Raw genomic sequence first — 5,077 nt, 5'->3', positions numbered from 1 at the left:
GGTCTACCCAGACCACCCCCGCGCCAGTGCTAGCTTTGCGTACCGTCACTTATTGCACTGAAAACGAGGAGACCCCGCGTTCGGCAGCCTGCTGTTCGGTGTCAGTTGGGGCCTTGCGGGCTTCTGTCCTGGACCGGGTCTGGTGGCGCTCGGAATGGGGGAAAGCGAGGCGCTTGTCTTCACCGCCGCGATGCTCACCGGAATGATCGTCTTCGAAGGCATTGAGCGTCGCAAGTCGCTGCGTGCAGAACCCGCGATCTAACACAGGCTCAGGGATTCGGCTTCTGCGCCATCGGCGATTCGATCGGATTGCCATAGAGCGGTCGCGCGCCGAATTGTGTGCTGATGGCGTAGGCCACGCCGCAGGCTAGCATCACGGGAACGGTGAGCTGGAATTGATTTGTCATCTCCAGCACCATCACGATCGCCATCAGCGGTGCATGGGTGACTGCGGCCAGCACCGCCGCCATGCCGACCACCGCGAGCAGACGCGGATCGCCCACCCACACCGCCGGCAACCAGAGCGCCGCCACTTGGGCCAAGACACTTCCAGCGGTCGCCCCGACGAAGAGCGATGGCGTGAACACACCGCCGATCGCGCCGCTGCCCGAACTCAGCGTCGTCGCCACCACTTTTGCGAGCAGCACCCACGCGAGCCATTGCCAGGCGTGGTCACCGTGAAGCACCTGCGACACCACGCTGTAGCCATTGCCCCAGACCTGCGGCACCCAGGCCGACAACAGGCCCACGAGCAAGCCCCCGAGTCCCAGGCGCAGGACTGGCGTACGGATGCGCGCGAACCAGCTTCGCCCTGATTCCAGCAGCGCCAGCAACCCCCAGCCCAACCCCCCGAACAGCACGCCGGCGAGTAAGGCGATACCGAGGCTCGTCGGTGCCATGACGACAGGCGGAACGTCGTAGAGCGGTTTGGGTTCGACCAGCCAGTAGATCAGTGAACTGGCCGTGGCCGACGCGATCAGCACCGGAGCGACCGTGTGGCGCGCGAGGAAACCGAGCGCCAGTTCCAGAACGAAGACGACGCCCGCAATGGGTGCGTGATAGGCCGAGCCGATGCCTGCGGCGATGCCGCACACCAGCAGCGTGTTGCGTTGTTCCGGCGCCGTCGCGACGAGTCGTGCCAGCCGCGCACTGACCCAGGCAGCCAGTTGGACCATCGGCCCTTCGCGTCCGATGGAAGCGCCCGTGCCGACGGATAAGAGCGCGGACACGGTGCGTGTCAACGTCGTTCGATCGTTCAGGTCGACTCTTCCTGCGCGCGCGGCATCGATGTAGTCGAGGTTCGCCGCGCCGCCCGGGCCCCGCCTGGCCCAGGCAGTTCCGCCTTGCAGGACCAGCCCTGCGAGCAAGCCGCCCGCGGTGCAGACCAGCGCGCGGTGCCAGGGCGACAACGACAACGCGGCTTCGACCAGTCCGCCGCGCTGACCGGTCGCGAGTTCCTCGATCCATTGCGTCAACCACCGGAAGCCCACGACGGCAGCCGCAGCGAGCGCGCCCGTCACGGCCGCCCACCACCAGACGCGCAACGTTTCGGCAGCCGGTCCCATGGCCCACAGGCGCGCACGACCGCGTCTGGGAGACGCTACTTCTTCGGGAAATTCGTTGGCAGCCACGGGGATTCCATTTCAAGACGCTCGCAGTGCGCCACGAAGCGTTGCAGGTTGCCCGAAAGGCGCTTTTTCTGATGGTGCACCAGATAGAAGCGGCGAGTCAGACGAGGCAACGTGGTTCGCAGAACGACCAGTCTGCCGAGTGTCACCAGGTCCTGCACCGCGCACAGCGACAGGCAAGCCAGCCCGAGGCCTTCGGCCGTCGCCTGCTTGATCGCCTCGGTGCTGCCCGGCTGCATGTCGCCGTCCAGGTGGTGGAGGTGCGGCAGCAACACGTGCTCCACGGCCTCGCGCGTGCCGGAACCCGGCTCACGGAGCAACCAGCGTGCCTGCCGCAAGGCCTTCAACGGAACGCGTGCCTGCACGCCCTCCTGCACCAGCGCATGCGTCGGTGCAGCCACGATGACCAACTCGTCCTGAAGCCATGGCGTCACTCGAAGCTCGGCCTCGTGGCAGGGCCCTTCGATCAGACCAATGTCGACCTCCAGGCGGGTCACGGCCGCAGCGATGTCGCGCGTGTTGCCGATGACGACATCCACTGCGGCACCGGGCCACGTCCTGCTGTAGCCGGCGATCAGCGCCGGCAGCACGTAATTGCCGATCGTCGTGCTGGCACCGACGCGAAGTCGCGTGACCAGAGGCGCGGTTGCAGCTCCCGTGCTGCCGAGCCCGAACTGGCTTTCGATTTCCTGCGCGCCGTCGAGCAATGACCTGGCTTGCGGCAGCAGCGCACGGCCGTTGTCGTTCAGCAGCAAGCGCTTGCCGATGCGGTCGAACAGTTGGGCGCCGAGCAGGCTCTCCAGTTCGTTCAGTGCGCCACTGGTTGCCGACTGGGACAGTGCGACGCGCTCACCGGCGGCCGTGGTGCTGCCGGTGTCCGCCACGGCCGTGAAGATCAGAAGTTGACGCAATGTCAGGCGCATCCAAATGCTTTCGTTACCTGTTCTATGGCTAGGTTATAGCGGAAGTATCCGTTTGTCGGATAGATCGCATCGGTTCAAAGTTCGTCTATGCCTTCAAAAAACGACGCGATGGAGAAAACGATGCACACCGTCACTTCCCCGGTTCAACTACTGCACAACCCTACTGCGAAGGGTCGTCTGCGTCAGCTGTTGCCCGGCCTCGCACTGACGGGCGCGCTGGCATTCGCATCGATCCAGCTGGGCAAGATCGGCTGGCTGCAAGCCAACGGCATCAGCGCATTGACCCTGGCCATCGTGCTGGGCATGGGGGTCGGCAACACCGTCTACCCCCGCATAGGCGCCGCGGCCGGCGCCGGCGTGACCTTTTCCAAGGCCAACCTGCTGCGCCTGGGCATCATCCTGTACGGCCTGCGCCTGACCTTCCAGGACATCGGTAACGTGGGCTGGACCGGCGTCGCGATCGACGCCACGGTGCTGTGCAGCACCTTCGGGCTCGCCTGCTTCCTAGGCACCCGAGTCTTCGGGCTCGACCGCAAGACGGCCATGCTGATCGGCGCCGGCAGTTCGATCTGTGGCGCAGCAGCGGTGATGGCAGCCGAACCCGTCGTGCGCGGTCGCGCCGAGCAGGTGATGGTCGCGGTGGCCACGGTGGTGGTGTTCGGCACGCTGGCGATCTTCCTGTATCCGGTGCTGTATCACCTGATCGCTCAATACCGGCTGTTCGACCTGTCGCCAACCGCTTACGGCGTGTTTGCCGGCTCGACCATCCATGAAGTGGCACAGGTGGTCGCTGCCGGTCGTGCAGTCAGCGAGCAGGCGGCGAACACCGCCGTCATCGCCAAGATGGTCCGCGTGATGATGCTGGCGCCGTTCCTGATCATCCTGTCGGCTTACCTCTCCCGCTCCAGCGCCAAGGATGCCGATGCTATCGACGGCGGCGACGAAAGCAAAGCCTCGCCACGCGGCGGCATCGTGATTCCCTGGTTCGCCCTCGGTTTCGTGGCGGTCGCCGGGCTCAACTCGCTCGCGTTGCTGCCGCATGCGGTGGTGACGCAGGTAATCGACATCGACACCGTGCTGCTGGCGATGGCCATGGCCGGCCTCGGGCTGACGACGCACGTCTCGGCCATCCGCAAGGCCGGCATCAAGCCGCTGGCGCTGGCGGCCGTGCTCTTCGTCTGGCTGGTGTGCGGCGGTTTCGCCATCAACGCGGGCATCACTGCACTCCTCAACTGACAGGGCGGACCTGGAATAAATCGCCCCCGCCATTCGTCCATCCATCCAGACAACCGAAAGATCCTCATGAAACTCCGTCCTCTCGCACTTTCGCTGTGCCTCGCCGTCTCGACACTCGCCTCGATCCCTTCGACGGTCACGGCACAACCGGCGCCTGTCGCAGCGTCCGCAAGTGCGACGCAGCGCTGGACCTTCGACGGTGCCATCCACAACAACTCGCTGGCGCTCAGCCCGGACGAGGGCACGGCCGTGGTGTCGTACAGCGAACGCCCGGACGTCGTCGTCTACGACCTGAAGACCGGCAAGGTGCGCAAGGTGCTGGATGGCTTCGTGACGCCACGCAACATCGTGTTCGCGCCGTCTGGCGAGTTCTTCTATGTTTCGGACAGCAGCCTGGGCACCGTGGCGAAGATCGCCACGTCCAGCCTGAAGACGGTCAGCAGCCTGCCGGCAGGCCCCGGTGCCTTCGGCACCGTGCTGAGCAAGGACGGCGCCACGATGTACGTGAACAACCAGGCCGCCAGCACCGTCACGCGTTTCGATCTCGCAAGCGGCGAACCGCGCGCCGTCATCACCGGCTTCGCGCAGCCGCGCCAGGGCGTGCGCCTGAGTCCCGACGGATCGGCGCTGTACGTCACCAACTTCATGGGCGACAAGATCACCATCGTGAACACGGCGACGAACAAGATCGACGGCGAGATCACCGGGTTCAACAAGCTCCGCGCGATCTCAGTCACCGGCGACGGCAAGACGCTCTTCGCTGCGAACAGCGGCAGCAACACCATCGCGGTCGTCAACCTGGACAAGCGCGCCATCGAGTCGACGATTCCCGTCGGCAAGGACCCGTACGGTGCGGCGCTGTCGCCCGACGGCAGGCGCGTCTACGCCGGCAACCTGGGCGACAACTCCCTGTCCGTCATCGATGTAGCGAGCAAGAGCGTGGTCGCCACCATCACCGGATTCAAGGAGCCGCGGCAAGCCATCGTCTTCACGCGCGACGGCAAGACGGCCTATGTGCTGAACGAAGACTTGGGAATCGCCAAAGTGGACTTGGCGAGCAACCGTGTAGAGGCGACGCTGGCTGCGCCTGCGGCAAAGATGCAGAAGGCCGCGCCGTGAAGAAGCGCTCGCGGACTACCTGAAATCGCCTGCAGGACAAGCAGTCTTCGCCAAGTGGGGTTGGAAGACACCCTGAATAGCCACTGTATTTATCTAAGGCAATGCTGATCAAGGTCCACCGTTGTCGCTTCTCAAACGTTATCCGCAGATGAAGCAGCAGACCCTGGCAAT

The 5,077-nt window shown here is 65.0% G+C and carries 4 protein-coding genes and 1 pseudogene; 3 read left to right on the top strand and 2 right to left on the bottom strand.

Features of this window, described 5'->3' with window-relative positions; all coding sequences use genetic code 11:
- Positions 1-82 precede the first annotated feature (82 nt).
- Positions 83-262, top strand: a pseudogene (locus AC1Q5S_RS22085) (DUF6691 family protein); the annotation flags it as partial.
- 7 nt (positions 263-269) lie between these two features.
- Here the strand turns inward: AC1Q5S_RS22085 and AC1Q5S_RS22080 are convergent.
- Both AC1Q5S_RS22080 and AC1Q5S_RS22075 read right to left on the bottom strand, forming a co-directional pair.
- Positions 270-1,631 carry a chloride channel protein gene (locus AC1Q5S_RS22080; protein WP_492239441.1) on the bottom strand — a complete coding sequence of 454 codons (1,362 nt, stop codon included), beginning with the start codon at positions 1,629-1,631 and terminating at the stop codon, positions 270-272.
- Positions 1,601-2,551, bottom strand: coding sequence for a LysR family transcriptional regulator (locus tag AC1Q5S_RS22075; RefSeq protein WP_492239440.1), 951 nt, complete (start codon positions 2,549-2,551; stop codon positions 1,601-1,603). Before AC1Q5S_RS22075 ends, AC1Q5S_RS22080 begins: the two co-directional genes overlap by 31 nt.
- Positions 2,552-2,671: 120 nt before the next feature.
- Here AC1Q5S_RS22075 and AC1Q5S_RS22070 point away from each other — a divergent pair, with 120 nt between their 5' ends.
- Both AC1Q5S_RS22070 and AC1Q5S_RS22065 read left to right on the top strand, forming a co-directional pair.
- Positions 2,672-3,787: a YeiH family protein gene (locus tag AC1Q5S_RS22070; RefSeq protein ID WP_492239439.1), complete on the top strand. Its 1,116-nt coding sequence runs from the start codon at positions 2,672-2,674 to the stop codon at positions 3,785-3,787.
- 66 nt (positions 3,788-3,853) lie between these two features.
- Entirely contained in the window at positions 3,854-4,906 is a 1,053-nt protein-coding gene (locus AC1Q5S_RS22065) for a YncE family protein (protein WP_114655813.1), read from the top strand.
- Positions 4,907-5,077: the final 171 nt, after the last annotated feature.

Source organism: Acidovorax sp. GW835-FHT14B10 (assembly GCF_058793725.1).
The sequence above is the reverse complement of the archived record's forward strand: the minus strand, read 5'-3'. Positions and strand labels throughout refer to the sequence as shown.

Coding starts and splice junctions, on each gene's coding strand:
- AC1Q5S_RS22075 (WP_492239440.1), bottom strand. CDS start 2,551: ATGCGCCTGACATTGCGTCAACTTCTGATCTTCACGGCCGTGGCGGAC.
- AC1Q5S_RS22070 (WP_492239439.1), top strand. CDS start 2,672: ATGCACACCGTCACTTCCCCGGTTCAACTACTGCACAACCCTACTGCG.
- AC1Q5S_RS22065 (WP_114655813.1), top strand. CDS start 3,854: ATGAAACTCCGTCCTCTCGCACTTTCGCTGTGCCTCGCCGTCTCGACA.